Source organism: Streptomyces sp. NPDC089919, from assembly GCF_040684615.1.
In the GTDB taxonomy this organism is placed as follows: domain Bacteria; phylum Actinomycetota; class Actinomycetes; order Streptomycetales; family Streptomycetaceae; genus Streptomyces.
In genome coordinates this window covers 1-16,147 of sequence record NZ_JBFBGK010000073.1, presented here as the reverse complement: position 1 = coordinate 16,147, position 16,147 = coordinate 1, and the positions used below count along the sequence as shown (strand labels likewise).

Annotated in this window: 14 protein-coding genes; 5 read left to right on the top strand and 9 right to left on the bottom strand. The window is 74.5% G+C overall.

All coding sequences use genetic code 11. The features are described from left to right. Window positions 1–52 precede the first annotated feature (52 nt). A complete protein-coding gene (locus AB0O40_RS25685; RefSeq protein WP_365046195.1) occupies window positions 53–1,300 on the bottom strand; it encodes a DUF5685 family protein in 1,248 nt (415 codons plus the stop codon). A gap of 278 nt (window positions 1,301–1,578) precedes the next feature. On the opposite strand from AB0O40_RS25685, the gene sepF reads away from it, so the two are divergent. Continuing rightward, window positions 1,579–2,016 (top strand): cell division protein SepF, encoded by a 438-nt coding sequence (gene sepF, locus AB0O40_RS25680; protein WP_365046192.1) that lies wholly within the window; start codon window positions 1,579–1,581, stop codon window positions 2,014–2,016. Window positions 2,017–2,061: 45 nt separating this feature from the next. Here the strand turns inward: sepF and AB0O40_RS25675 are convergent, their stop codons facing one another. Together AB0O40_RS25675 and AB0O40_RS25670 are read right to left on the bottom strand one after the other, a co-directional pair. Further along, entirely contained in the window at window positions 2,062–3,234 is a 1,173-nt protein-coding gene (locus AB0O40_RS25675) for an acyl-CoA dehydrogenase family protein (RefSeq protein ID WP_365046258.1), read from the bottom strand. Between the two features lie 90 nt (window positions 3,235–3,324). Further along, window positions 3,325–5,052, bottom strand: a complete 1,728-nt coding sequence (locus tag AB0O40_RS25670; RefSeq protein WP_365046189.1) for an MFS transporter — start codon at window positions 5,050–5,052, stop codon at window positions 3,325–3,327. Between the two features lie 262 nt (window positions 5,053–5,314). Between AB0O40_RS25670 and AB0O40_RS25665 the strand changes: the two genes are divergently transcribed. Further along, complete coding sequence (locus AB0O40_RS25665) at window positions 5,315–6,469, top strand: hypothetical protein (protein WP_365046186.1); 1,155 nt, start codon at window positions 5,315–5,317, stop codon at window positions 6,467–6,469. A gap of 285 nt (window positions 6,470–6,754) precedes the next feature. Then, on the top strand, window positions 6,755–7,786 hold the full coding sequence (locus AB0O40_RS25660; protein ID WP_365046183.1) for a phosphatase PAP2 family protein: 1,032 nt from the start codon (window positions 6,755–6,757) through the stop codon (window positions 7,784–7,786). Between the two features lie 364 nt (window positions 7,787–8,150). Here the strand turns inward: AB0O40_RS25660 and AB0O40_RS25655 are convergent, their stop codons facing one another. After that, window positions 8,151–9,155 (bottom strand): YafY family protein, encoded by a 1,005-nt coding sequence (locus AB0O40_RS25655; RefSeq protein ID WP_365046180.1) that lies wholly within the window; start codon window positions 9,153–9,155, stop codon window positions 8,151–8,153. Between the two features lie 34 nt (window positions 9,156–9,189). After that, window positions 9,190–10,068, bottom strand: a complete 879-nt coding sequence (locus AB0O40_RS25650; RefSeq protein ID WP_365046177.1) for a transglycosylase family protein — start codon at window positions 10,066–10,068, stop codon at window positions 9,190–9,192. A gap of 350 nt (window positions 10,069–10,418) precedes the next feature. On the opposite strand from AB0O40_RS25650, the gene AB0O40_RS25645 reads away from it, so the two are divergent. Both AB0O40_RS25645 and AB0O40_RS25640 read left to right on the top strand, forming a co-directional pair. Continuing rightward, window positions 10,419–11,213 carry a hypothetical protein gene (locus tag AB0O40_RS25645; protein WP_365046174.1) on the top strand — a complete coding sequence of 265 codons (795 nt, stop codon included), beginning with the start codon at window positions 10,419–10,421 and terminating at the stop codon, window positions 11,211–11,213. A gap of 207 nt (window positions 11,214–11,420) precedes the next feature. Next, a complete protein-coding gene (locus tag AB0O40_RS25640) occupies window positions 11,421–11,837 on the top strand; it encodes a hypothetical protein (protein WP_365046171.1) in 417 nt (138 codons plus the stop codon). 12 nt (window positions 11,838–11,849) lie between these two features. On the opposite strand, the gene der is transcribed toward AB0O40_RS25640, so the two are convergent. The 4 genes from der to AB0O40_RS25620 all read right to left on the bottom strand — a co-directional run bounded on the left by der (window position 11,850) and on the right by AB0O40_RS25620 (window position 15,892). Next, the gene (gene der / locus AB0O40_RS25635; RefSeq protein ID WP_365046168.1) at window positions 11,850–13,298 is read right to left on the bottom strand and encodes a ribosome biogenesis GTPase Der; all 1,449 of its coding nucleotides are present in this window, start codon (window positions 13,296–13,298) and stop codon (window positions 11,850–11,852) included. A gap of 75 nt (window positions 13,299–13,373) precedes the next feature. After that, window positions 13,374–13,961 carry a lysophospholipid acyltransferase family protein gene (locus AB0O40_RS25630; RefSeq protein ID WP_365046255.1) on the bottom strand — a complete coding sequence of 196 codons (588 nt, stop codon included), beginning with the start codon at window positions 13,959–13,961 and terminating at the stop codon, window positions 13,374–13,376. A gap of 56 nt (window positions 13,962–14,017) precedes the next feature. Beyond that, window positions 14,018–14,710, bottom strand: coding sequence for a (d)CMP kinase (gene cmk / locus AB0O40_RS25625; protein WP_365046165.1), 693 nt, complete (start codon window positions 14,708–14,710; stop codon window positions 14,018–14,020). Between the two features lie 93 nt (window positions 14,711–14,803). After that, a complete protein-coding gene (locus AB0O40_RS25620; protein WP_365046162.1) occupies window positions 14,804–15,892 on the bottom strand; it encodes a prephenate dehydrogenase in 1,089 nt (362 codons plus the stop codon). Window positions 15,893–16,147: the final 255 nt, after the last annotated feature.

The window sequence follows — 16,147 nt, the reverse complement described above, 5'->3', positions numbered from 1 at the left end:
GGCTATCGGGGAGTAGGCCGGACGGACCTCCCGCACGCCCGGCCCCGGCGGCTCAGCAGCCGCAGTCGCAGCCACCGCAGTCGCAGCAGTCACAGCCGTCGCAGCAGCAGCCGTCACAGCTCGGGCAGTCGCAGCCGTTGCACCCGTCGCAGCCGTCGCACCACGGGTCCCGCCGCTTGCGGGACCAGGGGCCGTCGTGCTCGGTGCAGCACATCTGGCAGGTGCAGAAGAGCCCGAGGAAGGCCGCACAGCCGGCGATCAGCCCGCGCGGCGGCTTGTGCCTGCCGGGCCCGCCCGGGCCGCCCGGCCCGAAGGGGCCGCCGGGACCCCCGGGGTGGCCGGGCGGCGGCGGCAGCAGCGGACTGCCCGGGACGTACGGGTTCTCGTACGGGGTCTTGTACGGGTTGCCGTCGTTCGCCGGGGCCCCGGCGCCGTGCCCGCAGCTGCTCGTCCCGAAGGCCCGGTCCACCGAGTTGCGCAGCTCGTGCACCAGGAGCAGGTGGGCCAGCCCCCGGTCGGCGAACTCGACCTCCCGCAGCGCCAGCCGGATCCCGTGCAGCGCGTCGTCGCACAGCCGGCGGGCTTCCACCAGGGAGGTTCCGGTCGCGGTGAGCGGGTTCCAGGCGCCCGCGAGGGCGTCTGCGGACCGGTCCTCGACCGCGTCGAGCAGGTGCGCGAGCCGGCCGAAGAGCGCGCCGGCCTCGGCCAGCGGCCGGGCGTTGCCGGGCCGGCCGGCCAGGACCGCGGTATGGGCGAAGGCCGCCGCGGTCGCGGTCTCGGTGGGCTCGGTGACGGTGAGGATCGGCGTGCCGATCCCGGCCAGCGCCTCCAGGGCGCCCTGCCGGTCCACGGCGTCCACCAGCAGCGCGGTGTCGAAACCGACGGAGGCCCCGGTGCGGGCCCCGGCCCGGTCCCAGCCGCGGGCCACCGTACGGGCGGCCAGCGCGAGCGGGGCGCGGGCCAACAGCCCGTCCCGGTCGGCCACGTGGTCCCGGACCTTCGCCGAGGCCAGCACCAGCGAGACGGCCGCCGCGAGCCGCGCGCCCTCACCCCGGGCCACCGGCGCGGTGCGCATCCCGCGCAGCGGGCAGGGCCCGGCGGTGCGCCGGTCGGCGGGGCCGGTGCCGGCCTGAGCCTCCGTCAGGACGGAGGCCAGCAGGCCGTCGTAGTTGGTGACGATGCGGGCGAGCTGGCCGTGGTCCCCGCGAAGTGCCAGGCAGAGCCCACAGAGATGGGCCATCCACTCGCCCTTGTACCGCTCGCCCAGCCGGTGCGTGCATGGCCTGACTATTCCGAACACGCCGGTCCCCCCGTGCATCGATCGCGTGTGCCGGGGCATCCTACCGACCTGGTTCCTTCACCCGTACGCACGCTTCGTCACCCGTACGGAGCGATGCATCGTATTTTCACTCAGTCAGCAGTCGTAGCCACGAAGATCCTTGACGGGACACCGGGCGTTCTGCACCAGAACCGTCACGAAACCCCTGCGCGGTGCCTATCCACTTGGCGCGCTGTCAGCATCATGGACGACGATAGGGATGCGGAACCAAGAACTGACCGCGGTGAAAGGAGGCGTCCATGGGTTCGGTGCGCAAGGCGAGTGCCTGGCTGGGACTTGTCGAGGACAGCGACGACGAGCGTTACTACGACGACGAGTACGCCCAGGAGTCGGCGGCCGGTGGCGACCAGTGGGTCACCGACCCGCGCGTGAAGGTGGTCTCCGACTCTGCCGTCGAGCAGGGCCGCCGGATCGCCACGGTCACCCCGGACGGCTTCCGGGACGCCCGGGGCATCGGCGAGCTGTTCCGGGACGGCGTCCCGGTCATCGTCAACCTCTCCTCCATGGACCCCACCGACGCCAAGCGCGTGGTGGACTTCGCGGCCGGTCTGACCTTCGGACTGCGCGGCTCCATCGAGCGCGTGGCGACCCGGGTCTTCTTGCTGACCCCCGCCGACACCCAGATCGTCAGCGGCGAGGGCGGCCGGGCCGCCGACGGCTTCTTCAACCAGAGCTGACCGCGGGGGCACCTCCCCAGGGCCCCCGCCCGTCCGCCCGGCGGCTTACCGGAAGGCGTCCAGCCCGGTGAGCGCCTTGCCCAGCACGAGCTGGTGCATCTCGACCGTGCCCTCGTAGGTGAGCACGGACTCCAGGTTGGTCGCGTGGCGCATGACGGGGTACTCGAGCGAGATGCCGTTGGCGCCCAGGATCGTGCGCGCGGTGCGGCAGATCTCGATGGCCTCGCGGACGTTGTTCAGCTTGCCGAAGCTGACCTGCTCCGGGCGCAGCCGCCCGGCGTCCATGCGGGTGCCCAGGTGATGGGCGAGCAGGACGCCCTTGTGCAGTTCCACCGCCATGTCGGCGAGCTTGGCCTGGGTGAGCTGGAAGCCGCCGATCGGCTTGCCGAACTGCTCACGGGTGCGGGCGTACTCCAGCGCCGCCTCGAAGCTGGCGCGGGCGGCGCCCATCGAGCCCCAGACGATCCCGTACCGGGCGTGGCTCAGGCAGCTCAGCGGCCCGCCGAGCCCCTTGGCGCCGGGCAGCAGCGCATCGGCCGGCAGCCGCACCTCGTCCATGACCAGCTCGCTGGTGACCGAGGCGCGCAGCGACCACTTGTGCTTGATCTCGGGGGCCGAGAAGCCGGGGCTGTCGGTGGGCACGGCGAAGCCGCGGATGCCCTCGTCGGTCTGGGCCCAGACCACCGCGACCGCGGCCACCGAGCCGTTGGTGATCCACATCTTGCGGCCGGTCAGCACCCAGTCGGTGCCGTCCTTCTTGGCGTACGTCCGCATGCCCGCGGGGTCGGAGCCGTGGTCGGGCTCGGTCAGGCCGAAGCAGCCGATCAGCTCGCCGGCGGCCATGCCGGGCAGCCAGCGCTGCTTCTGCTCCTCGGTGCCGTACTTCCAGATCGCGTACATGGCCAGCGAACCCTGGACGGAGACCAGCGAGCGGATCCCGGAGTCGGCGGCCTCCAGCTCCAGGCAGGCCAGGCCGTACTGGACGGCGCTCGCGCCGGCGCAGCCGTACCCCTCCAGCGACATCCCGAGCGCGCCGATGGCGCCGAGCTCGCGGGCCAGCTCGCGGATGCCGGGCAGTTCGCCGCTCTCGTACCACTGGGCGACGTGCGGCAGGACGCGGTCGGCGGCCCAGGAGCGGACCGTGTCGCGCACGGCCAGGTCCTCGGGGCCGAGCAGGTCGTCGATGCCGAGGGGGTCGGCGGGGTCGAAGGGCGGCAGTGCGGACACGAGGGGCCTCCGGCGGGCGCGGTCGACGGGCGCGGGAAAACTAGCAGTGGGAGTTTTTGATCCCGGCGCCGACGTTACGACTCAGGGTGCCGCGCGTCCAGACCCGGCCGGCTCGACCGTGCTGTGGCGCGCGGCGGGCGCCGGTACCCGGACCCGGCGCGGCCGGGCGGCGCTCTCGCCGCCCGGCTGGGCGGGCAGCGTCACCGTACCGGTCCCGGTGGGGGCCCCGGCGGCCGCCTCCTCCTCGGCGGCCGCGCAGTCCATGACCTTGGGCAGGCGCAGCGCGGCGAGCGCGCCGAGCAGCAGCAGTCCGGCGCTGACGAAGAGGGTGACGTGCAGTCCGTGCACGAAGGCGCTCCGGGCCGCGTGGTAGAGGGACTGCCCCGGGCCGCCGCCGAGCGCGGCGGCGATCTGGTAGGCCTCGCCGAGCGAGTGGGCGGCGCCCGCGCTGTCGGCGGCGGGCACGCCGGGGACGTGTGCGAGGCCCGGCGCGTAGGCGGCGTTCATCACGCTGCCGAGCAGGGCGATGCCCATGCCGGCGCCGAGCTGGTAGGAGGTCTCGCCGATCGCCGCGGCGCCGCCGGCCTGCGCCACCGGGGCCTCGCTGAGCATCGACTCGTACGCGCCGAAGAGCGTGCTCTGCAGGCCGAAGCCGAGCAGGACGAAACCGGCGGTGAGCAGGGCGGGCCGGTCGTGCTGGCCCATGAGGGTCAGGCAGAGCACGGCGAGGGCGGTCAGCACGAAGCCGAGCGAGACCATCGCGCGCGGGCCGATCCGGTGCAGCGTGTACGACCCGCTCGCCCCGGCGGCCATCGCCGCGAAGGTCAGCGGCAGCAGCCGCAGGCCGGTCTCCAGCGGGCTGAGCCCCAGCACCAGCTGGAGGTACTGGACGGCGATCAGCTCCAGGCCGACCAGCGCCAGCATGGCCAGGACGATGCAGCCGACGGAGGTGGCGAAGGTCGGCCGGGAGAACATCCGGATGTCGATCAGCGGGTCGGCCCGCCGCTTCTGCCGCCGTACGAAGAGCACCAGCAGCAGGGTGCCGAGCAGCAGCGGGGCCAGGGTCCGGAGGCCGAGGACGTCCTCGCCGGCGCCGACCCGCTTGACGCCGAGGACCAGGCCGAGGATGCCGGCCGCGGCCATCAGCGCGCCGAGCACGTCCCAGGGGCCGTGACCGGTGCCGCGCGACTCGGGCAGCAGCCAGCGGGCGGCCGGCAGCAGCAGCGCCATCAGCGGGATGTTGATGAGGAAGACCGAGCCCCACCAGAAGTTCTCGACCAGGAAGCCGCCGAGCACCGGGCCGGTGGCGGCGCCGACCGCGGCGACCGCGGTCCAGATGCCGATGGCCGTCGCCCGCTCGCGGCGGTCGGGGAAGACCTGCCGGATGATCGAGAGGGTGGCCGGCATGATCATGGCCCCGCCGATGCCGAGCAGCACCCGGGCCGCGATCAGCACCTGGGCGGTGGCCGCCAGGGCCGCGACCGCCGAGGCCACGCCGAAGAGGGCGTAGCCGAGGAGCAGCACGCGGCGGCGGCCGACCCGGTCGCCGAGGGTGCCGAAGAGGATCAGGAGCGAGGCGCAGACCAGCGGGTAGGCGTCGACGATCCAGAGCAGTTCGATGGAGCCGGGGCGCAGGTCCGAGGTCACCGCGGGCACGGCCACGTGCAGGATGGTGGCGTCCAGGGCCACCAGGACCAGGCTGACGCAGAGGACGAGCAGGACGACCCAGCGGTTGGCCCCGCCGGAGGCCGTGACCAGCCGCTGCCAGGGGGAGGCCGTCCGTTCCCGGACCGTGTTCGTCCCTGACATGTACGTACCTCCCAGGTGATCCCTCGCACTCGGCGGACCAGCGGTGGACTCTGGTGCCTCGTGGCCGCGGTCTGCCACGGCGTCCTTCGGGGTCCGGCATCGACTGGCGAGTGAACCGACAGCGTACGCGAGTTCGGCTGTGGATCACGTGGTCAAGCTCTCACCCCTCCGGACGCCGCGGTGTGGCGTGCGCCACTCGCCTCCCCCGCGTACCCGCTCGGTGACGGCCCGTACCGCTTCGCCGCCACCGATAATCATGCCCGTGACCGATCTTGCTCCGCCCGCACCGCCGCACCCCTTCCGCAGCCGGACCGCCGGCGCCCTGCGCCGCGCCGCCCCCGCACTGGCCGCCTTCGCGGCCGTCCGGCTGCTGGGCCTGGCAGCGCTGGCGGTGTGGGGGCTGGCCGCCGGCAGCAGTCCGCACCACCTGCTCGCCGAGCGCTGGGACTCGCTCTGGTACACCCGGGTCGCCGAGCTGGGCTACGGGTACGAGGTGGTGCTGCCCAACGGCGACGTCCATTCGAACCTGGCGTTCTTCCCGCTGCTGCCCTGGCTGGAGCGGGGGCTGGCGGCGCTGACCCCGCTCTCCGCCGCGGACGCGGGACTGCTGGTGGCCTGGCTGGCCTCGCTGGCGGCGGCCTGGGGGATCTTCGCGGTCACGGACCTGCGGTACGGGCGCCGGGCCGGGGTGTGCGCCGCCGTGCTGTGGGGCGCCCTGCCGGTGGGCGTGGTGCAGTCCATGGCGTACAGCGAGTCCCTGTTCACGGCGCTGGCGGCCTGGTCCCTGTACGCCGTGCTGACCGGGCGCTGGGTGACCGCGGGGCTGCTGGCCTCGCTCGCCGGGCTGACCCGGCCGGTGGGCGCGGCCGTGGTGGCCGCCCTGTGGGTGGGCGCGCTGCTGGCCCGGCGGGCCGGGGACCGGTCCTGGCGGCCGGTGGCCGGGGCGCTGCTGGCCCCGCTGGGCGCGGCCGGGTACGTGCTGTGGGTGGGGCGGCGCACCGGCGGGGGGCTGCTGGGCTACCTGAAGGTGCAGGGCGGCTGGGGCAACGGCTTCGACGGGGGCCTGGCCTTCGCCCGCTTCATCGGGGGTCGGCTGGCCTCGCCCGCGTTCGCGGCCGGGATCGGGCTGATCCTGGGGGTGGCCCTGGTGCTGTGGCTGTACCGGCTGGGCTTCCGGGACCGGCAGCCGGCGCCCCTGCTGGTGTACTGCGGGATCGTGGTGGCGCTGGCGCTGTGCGCCTCGGGGTACTTCGGGTCCAAGCCGCGGCTGCTGCTGCCCGCCTTCCCGCTGCTGCTGCCGGTGGCGGTGGCGCTGGCCCGGTGGCGCACCTCGCGGGCGGTGGCGGTACTGGCCGTGGCGGCGACCGTCGCCGCGGTCTACGGGGCGTTCTGGCTGAACGGCTCGGGGCCGCCCTGAGCCCGTCCGGGGCGGCCCGCCCGGCGGCGGCCGTGACCGGAGCGTGACCGGGAGCGGCGTGGCGGAGCCTTGAATTCCGCCTCTTTCCGGGTAATGGGATTTCCGACTCGAATAAAGTCCCAGTAAGAGTCGAGACGAATTCCAGATGATTCGATCAAGCCGGGTCGCGGCAATCGCGGATTGCCGGGAATAACTCCCCGAATGAGACCTACTCCACATCACATGGTCATCACAAACCCAGCGATTCGGCCGGGCCGGGCAGCCACGCGCGGTAACGTCGATTGAGTGCGTACCGACCGAATCTTCACCCGTCTGGACCGGGTCTTCGCCCGGCTGGACCGTGAACCCGAACGGCCAGCTCATCTGCAAGTTCCGCAGATGAGCCGGCACCGTATGGTGCTGTTCGGAGCCACCCTCGCCTTCTACCTCGCGATCGTGGTGGGGGTGCTGACCACGTCCTGGCTGGTCCGGCTGGACTGGCAGGTCATGTTCTTCCGGCCCTACGAGCAGTGGCCGCAGCTGCACGCCTTCCTGGACTACTACGTGGTCCTGGGCCAGCGCGGACCCACCGCCGTGATGGTCGCCGCCTGGCTCGGCTGGCGCTCCTGGCGCCAGCACACCCTGCGCCCGCTGATCACCCTCGGCGTGGCACTGCTGCTGCTGAACGCCACGGTGGGCGCCGTGAAGCTCGGCCTCGGCCGGCTCGGTCCGCACTACGCCACCCAGATCGGCTCCGCCGAGCTCTTCGCCGGCGGCGATATATTCCCTTCCGGTCACACCGCCAACGCCGTCGTGACCTGGGGCATCCTCGCCTACCTGGCCTCCACCGTCCGCACCCGGCGCAACCTGTCGGTGCTCTCCGCGGTGGTCGCCCTCGGCGTCGGCGCCACCACCGTCTACCTCGGCACGCACTGGCTGAGCGACGTCCTGCTGGGCTGGGCCGCCGGTCTGCTGATCCTGCTGGCGCTGCCCTGGTTCGAGCCGCTGATCGCCGGCATAGAGGCCAAGGTCTTCGCCGTCCGCGAGGTCCTGCGGGCCCGCCGCCGCAGCGCCGCCCCGGTGCCCGTACCGGTCGGACCGGCCTCGGCGCCCGCCCGGGTGTTCGTACCGCGGTCCCCGGCCGGCGCCGAGGAGGAGCCGGCCCGGGAGACCGTGCCGGCCGCGCACACGCCCCGGCCGGCCGTGCACCTCACGCCGCCGCGCCCGCACCTCATCCGCTCCGAGCGCACCCCGGCCACCCCGGCCGGCAGCCGCCGCCCGGCGCACGCCGAGCGCGCCGCCCGGGGGCCGGCCGCCCGGCCCGTCACCGGCGGCTGACCGGCCGGCACGCACACCGGCGCCCGGTCCGGCACGCACACCGGGACCGTGCGACTGATCGAACGTCAGGGCCGCCCATCAGGTGATATGCCTGGGGGCGGCCCTGACGTTCGTCCATCCCGGGTCACGCTTGTGTCACAGAACGTCGACAGCGTTCCGGCCCGCGGCGGCCGCCGCCCGCTCTTCCCGCACTCCGCGCATTTCTCTTTTCCGGGCCCCGTCCGGCAGTTCCGCCCGGGCCGCCGGACGGCACCCCCGAATTCCCCGCGGGCCGTTCCGAATTGCCCCGTCGCGTTTCCGTGTCCGGGCCCCGTTCACCTGGCTGACGTTCCATCGAATGTCCACGTTTCCTCCACAGGCGCGACTACCGTGCGGCGCCCGTACCGTCCGCGCGGCGCGGCGGTGCCGAGCGCTCCGTCGCCCGCCCCAGCAGATCGCGGGCCGCGCCGATCCGGGCGACCAGCTCCGGCGGTTCCAGCACCTCGAACTCGACGCCCAGCATCAGCACGTGGATGACCAGGAGGTCCAGGCTGGCGCCCCCGGTCCGCAGCAGGGTGGTGCCGCCCGGCTCGGCCTCCAGGACCCCGTCCGAGGGCGAGACCGCCGACACCGCCTCCTCCGGGGCGCAGTGCAGGCGCAGCACGGCCTGCTGGGCGTACGCGCCCTGCGAGACGCCCTTGGACACGTAGCCGGCCAGGTCCTCGGCGGGGCCCGGACGCGGGGCGAACCGCGGCCCGTGCGGGGGCCGGGGCTCGATCCGGTCGGCCCGGAAGGTCCGCCAGTCCGCCCGGTCCACGTCCCAGGCCACCAGGTACCAGCGGCGTTCGGTGCACACCAGCCGGAAGGGCTCGACGGTGCGTCGGCTGGAGTCGCCGTTGTGGTCCCGGTAGGCGAACCGCAACCGCTCGCCGTCCCGGCAGACCGCCGCCAGCTCGGTCAGCACCGAGGCGTCGACGGTGGCCCGGGCCGGACCCCGCAGCATCGGGACGGTGAACTCGTTCAGGGCCGAGACCCGGCGCCGCAGCCGGCCGGGCAGTACCTGTTCCAGCTTGGCCAGGGCCCGTACGGACGCCTCGCCGATGCCCTCCACGCCGTTGCCGGCGGCGGTCCGCAGGCCCACCGCGACCGCCACCGCCTCGTCGTCGTCCAGCAGCAGCGGCGGCAGCTCGGCACCCGCCCCCAGCTGGTAGCCGCCGCCGGTGCCGGGACTGGCGTTGACCGGGTAGCCGAGCTCGCGCAGCCGGTCCACGTCCCGGCGGACCGTGCGCGCGGTGACGCCCAGGCGTTCCGCCAGGTCGGCGCCGGTCCATTCGCGGTGCGCCTGGAGGAGGGAGAGCAGGCGCAGCAGTCGTGCGGAGGTCTCGAGCATGCGCCGAGTCTGCCAGCGCCCGGGGCGACCACCCTCACCCGCGCCCCGGCCCGGAACCGGCCGCCGGCCGCACCGAGCCCGCCGGCCCGGGCGCAGGTACCGGCTTCGGGGCGGGCCGGGACGGCGCAGGCACCGGGGCGGGCGGCGAGGACGGGAGGACCGACGGCGCGGGCGACGGCGCTCGCGGAGGAACGCCCGACGGGGCAGGCGAAGGTGCCCGCGGAGGAACGGCCGAAGGGACGGCCGACGGCACCGGCGACGGAACGGACGGCGGCACAGGGACGGGGACCGGCGAGGGCGCGGGGACCGGCGAGGGCGCCGGCTGGGCCGGGAGCTTCAGGATCCAGCCCACCACCAGCCGCCCCGGCCGGTCCCCCAGCAGCTCACGGTTGGCCTGGTACAGCGCCTGCCAGCCGCCCTTGACCCCGCAGGCGCGGGCGATCGCCGTCAGGGTGTCCCCCGCCCGCACCACGTACGCCCGCCCGGCCAGCCCGTACCGCTTCGCGCAGAGCGGCCAGGCCCCCCAGCCCTGCACCGGCAGCACCGCCTCGGCGACCCGGATCTGCTGCTCGCGGGTGGCCAGGTCGGCCCGCGGGGCCAGCAGCAGCCCGCCGTGCCGCTCCCAGGTCGGCTGCCAGAACTGCAGGCCCCCGTAGAAGCCGTTGCCGGTGTTGATGTTCCAGCGGCCGCTGGACTCGCAGTCGGCCAGGCAGTCCCACGGCCAGGTGCCGCCGGGCCCGCAGTCGCCCGGCCCGCTGCCGATGATCCCCTCCGAGCCGACGTGCGCGGCCCCGGCCGGCCCCGGGGCGGGCGGCGGCGGCGCCACCGCCCGGGCCGGCCCGGCCGTCGTCGGGAGGAGGGCCAGCACGGCGGCGGCCACGAGGGCGACCGGCCAGTTCCGCAGGTGGGGCATCGGATCACGCTAGGCGTGCGGGGCCGGCCGGCCCGGGGTGCCGCGCGCGGGCGTGCGCCCGACCCACCCGGTCGGCCGACGGCCCGGACCGCCCCGGGGGCGGCGGCCGCGCCGGGCCCCCGCCGGAGGCGACCGCCCGCCCCCCGACCCGGGCAGCTTCGAGCGCCAACTACTCCACAACGGACAGGAATTGGCACGAAGGAACAGCAGGTGGCGACCGGTTCACCCCTCTGGGCCCCCGGTTCGATTCCGTTCCCCCGGACGGCGTGACCCCGGCCGCGGATCCCCCGTTGAGCCCCGGAGAGCCGGGAACCGCCCGGCCCAGCACGTCTAGTCCGAGGAGTCACCCCGTGCCGCGCATGCTCGACGTCAGCGATGACGTACGCGCCGAGATCGGCGACGAAGAAGCCGACCTGCTGCTCCGCGGCGAGACCGCGCCCGGCAGCTACGACTGCACGTCCTGCCGCACCCCCGGGGACTCCGAGCGGGAACGCACCAGCACCGTGCTGTTCGTCGGCGACGAGACCGCCGTCCTCGCCTTCGCCCACGCCGCCTGCATCCCCTCCCAGGTGGTGGCGGTCTCCGAGGAGCAGCTGCAGGGCGCCGTCCGCAGCATCACCGGGGACGCCCCCGGCACCGAGCCGCTCGCCGTCCCCGAGAGCGTGCCGGGCGGCCAGGCCGTCCTCGGCATCACCAGCGGCCTGGTCCTGATCAACGGCGAGCTGTACCCGGCGCTGGTCGTGGAGCCGACCGCGCCGATCGCCCGCCCCGGCACCACCGGCCCCGGCGACGACTTCCTGCCGCTGCTGATCGAGCAGGGCTTCGTCCCGGTCACCGACATGGGCTCGGTGCCCTCCGTGCTGTCCGGCTGGTCCGTGCTGCTCGCCATGGGCCAGCTGCACGCCGTCCTGCAGCCGGCGGCCGGCGGCGGCAACCCGGTCGCCTGGTGGCAGGCCCACCAGGCGCTGCCGGTCACCGAGGGCTGGCGGGCCGCGGCCAACCGCAACCAGAAGGTCCTGGTGTACGCCGCCCCGGTGGGCTCGATCGGCCAGCAGCCGCGCGAGGACCTGCTGCGCGACGCGCTGGACAAGGCGGCCGCCTCCGGGCTGCTGGTCGCCGCGATGATGCCGCTCGCCGGCACCTGACGGGCCCCCGGCCCACCGGGCCGGACCCGCCCCACCCGACTCCCCCGGTCGCCCCGACCCGGCTCTCCCCCCGCCCCGGTCGGCGGAGCGTACGGGCCGGGGGAGCCATGCGCCGGGGGTACGCGGACCGGTCCGCGTACCCCCGGCCATCTGCGTTTTCTCCCGTACCGCCCGCATCCGTGCGGGTATCGGGGTCGTTGGCACGACGTGCACTCATACGACGCCATGCGCCCGCAGAGCTACCAGAGCCACATCCCCGCCATGCGCCCCGCGCACGCCCGGGAGGTCCACGGCAGCTCGCACACCCCGATCTACGACGCCCTGTGCTCGGAGTACCAGCGGGCCTTCCGGGCCCTGCCGGGGGACCGTTCGGGCGAGGAGGACCTCGGGTTCGCCGGCTTCGGAGCGCTCACCACCGGCGGTCTCTCGGGCGGCTACGGCGACCCCTGGCAGTCCTGGACCTGGGTCGCCGACCGGCCCGCGGAGCCGTCCTGGCAGGTCCCGTCGTACGCCGGCCACGGCGGCCACCAGCCGGCCGCCCCCGGATACGGCGGCGGGCGGCCGCACCACACCGGGACGCACGTCCCGGCGGCACTGCCGCCCGCTCCGCGCCGGGGCTTCTGACCCCGGCGCCGCCTACTTCTTCTTGGAGCGCTTCTCGCGCACCCGGACCGAGATATGGATCGGGGTGCCCTCGAAGCCGAACTCCTCGCGCAGCCGGCGCTCGATGAAGCGGCGGTAGCCGGCCTCCAGGAAGCCGGAGGCGAAGAGCACGAACCGCGGCGGCTTGGTGCCCGCCTGGGTGCCGAACAGGATGCGCGGCTGCTTGCCGCCGCGGATCGGGTGCGGGTGGGCGGCGACGATCTCACCGAGGAAGGCGTTCAGGCGCCCGGTGGGCACCCGGGTCTCCCAGCCCGCCAGCGCCGTCTCGATCGCCGGGACCAGCTTCTCCATGTGGCGGCCGGTCATGGCCGAGACGTTGACGCGGGGGGCCCAGGCCACCTGCTGCATCTCGGTCTCGATCTCGCGCTCGAGGTAGTAGCGGCGCTCCTCGTCGAGCTGGTCCCACTTGTTGTAGGCGATGACGATGGCGCGGCCGGCCTCGACGGCCATGGTGATGATGCGCTGGTCCTGGACGCTGATCTTCTCGCTCGTGTCGATCAGGATGACCGCGACCTCCGCCTTCTCGACGGCGGCGGCGGTGCGCAGCGAGGCGTAGTAGTCCGAGCCGGTCTGGAGGTGCACCTTCTTGCGGATGCCCGCGGTGTCCACGAACTTCCAGGTGACGCCGCCGAGCTCGATCAGCTCGTCGACCGGGTCGCGGGTGGTGCCGGCGAGCTCGTTGACGACCACGCGCTCCTCGCGGGCCACCTTGTTGAGCAGCGAGGACTTGCCGACGTTCGGGCGGCCGATCAGGGCGATCCGGCGGGGGCCGCCGAGGGCGGCGCCGAAGGTCTGCGCCGGGGCCTCCGGCAGCACCTCCAGGACGGCGTCGAGCATGTCGCCGGTGCCGCGGCCGTGCAGGGAGGAGACCGGGTACGGCATGCCGAGGCCCAGGGACCACAGGGCGGCCGCGTCGGCCTCGCCGCTCTGGCCGTCGACCTTGTTGGCGCAGAGCACGACGGGCTTGCCGGCCCGGCGCAGCAGCTTGACGACGGCCTCGTCGGTGTCGGTGGCGCCGACCTTGGCGTCGACGACGAAGACGCAGGCGTCGGCGGCCTCGATGGCGTACTCCGCCTGGGCGGCGACGGAGGCGTCCAGGCCCAGGACGTCCTGCTCCCAGCCGCCGGTGTCGACGACCTTGAAGCGGCGGCCGGCCCATTCGGCCTCGTAGGTGACACGGTCGCGGGTGACGCCCGGCTTGTCCTCGACGACCGCCTCGCGGCGGCCGATGATGCGGTTCACCAGGGTCGACTTGCCGACGTTGGGCCGGCCGACGACGGCGAGGACGGGGAGCGGGCCGTGGCCGGCCTCCTCGATGGCGCCCTCGACGTCCTCGATGTCGAAGCCCTCTTCGGCCGCGAGCTCCATGAACTCCGCGTACTCGGCGTCGCCGAGCGCTCCGTGGTCGTGCTGGTCGTTCATGAAGTCCGTTCCTCGTCGTTCGTGGTGGTCGGTGGCACCCGCGTTCCCGCGGGCCCACTACTGGTTCAGTCTCGCTCAGCGCCCGGTCAGGCGCTTGGCGTCGGCCAGGTGCGCCGTGAGGTGCTTCTGGATGCGTACGGTGGCCTCGTCGAGGGCCGTGCGGGTGCGCCGGCCACTCCCGTCCCCGGCCTCGAAGGCCTCGCCGAAGACGATGTCGATGCGGCTCTTGAGCGGCGGCAGCGCCTTGACCAGGCGGCCCCGGCGCTCGCTGCTGCCCAGCACCGCGACCGGCACGATGGGCGCACCGGATCGTACGGCGAAATAGGCCAGCCCCGCGCGCAGCGAGGCGAAGTCCCCCTCGCCGCGGGTGCCCTCCGGGAAGATCCCGAGCACGCCGCCGTCGGTGAGGACCTGGAGCGCCGCGGTGATCGCGGTGCGGTCCGCGCCGCTGCGGTCGACCTTGACCTGGCCGATGCCCTCCAGGAACGGGCCCAGCGGGCCGACGAACGCTTCCTTCTTGATCAGGAAGTGCACCGGCCGGGGCGCGGTCCCCATGAGCATGGGCCCGTCGATGTTGTGGGCGTGGTTGACGGCCAGGATCACCGGGCCGGCGGCCGGCACCCGCCAGGCACCGAGCACCCGGGGCTTCCACAGCCCGTACATCAGCCCGATGCCGATCCGGCGACCGACGGCCGCACCCCGCAGGGCGGGAGCCTTGGTCACTTCGCCGCCCGCTTCTCCTCGACGAGCGTGACGACGCACTCGATGACCTGGTCCAGGGTGAGGTCGGTGGTGTCGACCTCGACCGCGTCGTCCGCCTTGGCCAGCGGGGAGGTCTTGCGACCGGAGTCCGCGGCGTCGCGCTGGATCAGCGCCGCCTTGGTGGCGGCCAGGTCGGTCGCCTCCTTGCCCTTGAGCTCGCCGGAGCGGCGGGCGGCGCGGGCCTCGGCGGAGGCGGTCAGGAAGACCTTCAGGTCGGCGTCGGGCAGCACGGTCGTGCCGATGTCCCGGCCCTCGACCACGATGCCCTCGGGGGCCTGGGCGGCGATGGTGCGCTGCAGCTCGGTGATGAGCGAGCGCACCTCCGGGACCGCGCTGACCGCGCTGACCTTGGAGGTGACCTCCTGGGTGCGGATCGGACCGGCGGCGTCCAGGCCGTCCACCGTGATGGTGGGGGCGGCCGGGTCGGTGCCCGAGACGATGGACGGCTTGCCCGCGGCGGTCGCGATCGCGTGCGGGTCGGTCACGTCCACGCCGTTGGTGAGCATCCACCAGGTGATCGCGCGGTACTGGGCGCCGGTGTCGAGGTAGCGCAGCCCGAGCTTGGCCGCGACGGCCTTGGAGGTGCTGGACTTGCCCGTGCCGGAGGGACCGTCGATGGCGACGATCACGGCGGACGAAGCGGTTTCCACGGTGTCTGGCACCTTCCTGCTGCGGCGAGCGGTTTGCGGGCGCGCGAAAACGCCCCTCTCCAAGGTTACCGGCCTGCCGGGCGGGCCGACGCCCTACTGCTGCCGCAGGGCCCAGCCGCGCTCGCGCAGGGTCGCCGTCAGGGCCGCGACGGCCCGGGGCTCGACCATCAGCTGGACGTGGCCGGCCTGCTGGCCGGAGGCGTGTTCGATACGCACGTCCTCGATGTTGACCCCGGCCGCGCCGGCGTCGGCGAAGATCCGGGCCAGCTCGCCCGGCTGGTCGCTGATGAGCACCGCCACGGTCTCGTACGCGGTGGGGGCCTGGCCGTGCTTGCCCGGCACCCGCTCCCGGCCGGCGTTGCCGCGCCGCAGCACGTCCTCGATGCCGGCGGCGCCGCCGCGGCGCTTGTCCTCGTCGGCGGACTGGAGGGCGCGCAGCGCCTGCACGGTCTCGTCGAGGTCCGCGGCGATCCCGGAGAGCACGTCGGCGACCGGCCCCGGGTTGGCCGACAGGATGTCCACCCACATCCGGGGGTCGGAGGCGGCGATCCGGGTCACGTCCCTTATCCCGCCGCCGCACAGCCGCACGGCGGTCTCGTCGGCGCTCTCCAGCCGCGCGGCGACCATGCTGGACACCAGCTGGGGGGTGTGCGAGACCAGCGCCACCGCCCGGTCGTGGGCGTCGGCGTCCATCACCACGGGCACCGCCCGGCACAGGGCCACCAGCTCCAGCGCGAGGTTCAGCACCTCGGTGTCGGTGTCCCGGGTGGGCGTGAGCACCCAGGGGCGCCCCTCGAAGAGGTCGGCGGTGGCGGCCAGCGGCCCGGACCGCTCCTTCCCGGCCATCGGGTGCGTCCCGATGTACGCCGCGAGGTCGAGCCCCAGCGCCTCCAGCTCCCGCCGCGGCCCGCCCTTCACACTGGCCACGTCGACGTACGCGCGCGCCACGCCCCGCCCGATCGCGTCGGCGAGCGCGGCGGCCACGTGCGCCGGCGGCACCGCCACGATCGCCAGGTCGACCGGCCCGCCCGGCACCTCGTCGGTCCCGGCGCCCAGGGCCGCGGCGGTCCGCGCGTTGGCCGGGTCGTGATCGGCCAGGTAGACGGTGACCCCGCGCCCGGCCAGCGCGAGCGCCGCGGAGGTGCCGATGAGTCCGGTTCCGATGACGACGGCGGTTCTCACGGGGCGCACTCCTAGATCGTTGGGCTGACACCCCCAGCGTAGTCAGCCGGTGACACCCGACGTGACCCCCGCCCGCCCTACGAGACGCCCGCCCCGCCGCCCACACCCGTCGACACGTGCCCGCGGGCGGTCGGGATGTGCGGGGAGCCGCTTGAACGGCTGTGGCAGGCTGGTCCGGAGGCAGGCCCGGGCCGGGGATGACCGCAGGTCACGGCGAAGCCGCTTGTCCCCGGGTTGGGCCTGCCGCAGGGCCTG